The sequence below is a fragment of the Micromonospora sp. NPDC003776 genome, assembly GCF_053605645.1.
Genome location: NZ_JBSGJR010000862.1, coordinates 1 through 1,930 on the forward strand (window position 1 = coordinate 1; position 1,930 = coordinate 1,930).

At 77.6% G+C, this 1,930-nt stretch carries 2 protein-coding genes; both read left to right on the plus strand.

The genetic code is table 11. The annotated features are described in order from the left end of the window. Positions 1-1,084, plus strand: a 1,084-nt coding sequence (locus ACWEVO_RS35830) for a LuxR C-terminal-related transcriptional regulator (RefSeq protein WP_452311833.1), incomplete at its 5' end; no start/stop codon positions are given. Between the two features lie 59 nt (positions 1,085-1,143). Continuing rightward, a partial coding sequence (locus ACWEVO_RS35835) for an HlyD family efflux transporter periplasmic adaptor subunit (protein ID WP_452311834.1) occupies positions 1,144-1,930 on the plus strand: 787 nt, incomplete at its 3' end.

Genomic DNA, 1,930 nt, shown 5'->3' on the forward strand with positions numbered 1-1,930 from the left:
CACCGCCCGCGAGCGGGAGGTTCTCGCGTTGATGGCCGAGGGGCGTACGAACGTCGGCATCGCCCGGCGCCTGTGGCTCACGGAGCGCACCGTCGCCACGCTGACCCGCCGGTACGCCGCCCTGCGCGCGCTCCGGGTGACCGTGTGGCGACCCGCCGCCGAGGGCCTGCCGGTGGCGGTGGACGGGCGGCCGGGGGAGTGGCGGCTGCCGGTGCGGGTCGGCTACTGCTTCGTGGCGCCGAACTGCACGCCGAGCACCGTGGAGATCGGTACCCGGTGGCGCCTGGCCGGGGACGAGCCCCGGCTGGTGGCGGTCGAGGAGTCCCGGGCGAGGCCGGCCGGCGTTCGGCCGTGGGAGGTCAGTGACCTCGCGGTGGCGGTGGGGAAGCGGACGGTCGTCGCCACCACGCCCGGCCAGCGGGCCAAGCTGCCCGGCCTGCTCGCCCAGGCCGAGGCCGCCGCGCGGGTCGCCGACCGGTACGCGGTCGACGGCGCTCCGCCGGACCGCTACCTGGTGTTCTACGCCGGGCGGGCGGAGTGGCAGCGGTGGTACGGCGGTGGCCGCCCGAAGTGGACGGCCGGGTACGCGGTCGGCGTCGGCGGCGGCCACCACGACGTGGTGCTGAACGCGCAGAGCCTCTCGCCCACCGGCGTCGACGACCTGCTCCGGCACGAGCTGACCCACGCCGCCTCGCTGCCCGACCGGGGCTACTCCGACCGGTCGAGCTGGTGGCTGGTGGAGGGCCTGGCCGAGTACGCGGGCGCGGACGGCCAGCCGGTCGACCGCTACGAGGGCCTGGCGGAGGTGCGCCGGCTCATCCGGGGCGGCTGGAACGGCCGGCTGGACTCGCTGGCCCCCGCCGACGACGCGGCCGACGACCGGGTCGGGGCCGCCTACGGCGTCGGCTACCTGGCCGTCCGCCACCTGGTCGACCGGTACGGCGAGCAGCGGGTACTCGACTTCTTCCGGGCCGTGGTGGACGAGCGGAAGTCGATGGACGCCGCCGCCGACGAGGTGTTCGGCGAGCGCTGGTCCGCCCTGCACGATGACTGCGTCGGGTACGTCCGGGCAGTGGCCGGCTGACCTCCGCAGCGCCGGACACGGCGGGTCGAACGGTTGGCGACGGGCCGTAGCATGGCCGGGTGGCCCGCACCCACCCGCCGCGGCTGCCCGCGGCCACCCGCCCCCGCCTGCTCATCGCCCTGTTCGCGGTCGTCGCGCTGACCGGCACCACGGCCGCGTCCTGCGGCGACGAGAAGGCGCCCGTCACGGTCGCGGAGGTCAGCCGGAGCCCCGTGTCGGAGGTGATCGACGCGCCGGCCACGGTGACCGCCCGGGCCGCCGCCACCCTCACCGCGCCGGCCGACGGCACCCTGGCCAGCCTGCGCGTCCAACCCGGACAGCGGGTGGCGAAGGGGCAGGTCCTCGCGGTGATCAGCTCCCCGTCGGCACAGGACCGGCTGAAGCAGGCCCGGGAGGCGCTGTGCGCCGCGAAGCGGGCCGGCCGGGGCGTGGGCGTCGGGGACCTCGGTGGCCGCCGACGCGGCACCGACCGGGCCGCCACGGAGGCGTTCGACGCGGCGCGCCAGGCCGCCGGGAAGATCGGCGACCCCCAGCTGCGCTCCGCGCTGCTGCTCCAGGTCCAGTCGGCACAGCAGCAGTACGAGTCGGCCGCCCGCGCCGCCGACCGTGCCGTCGCCGCCGTGCAGCGCGGTGTGGCCGGCCTGAACAGCGCCGTCGGCGCGCTCTCGGCCGCGCAGCGCCTCCAGGCCCAGCAGGCGTACGACCTGGCGAAGGCGACCGTCGACGCGTTGACCCTGCGCGCCCCCATCCCGGGGGTGGTGCAGCCCGGCGGCACCCGGGCCGCCGCCGCGACCGACCTGAGCAGTCTCCTCGGCGCGGCCGGGGGTGGCGTGCCCGGGCTCGACC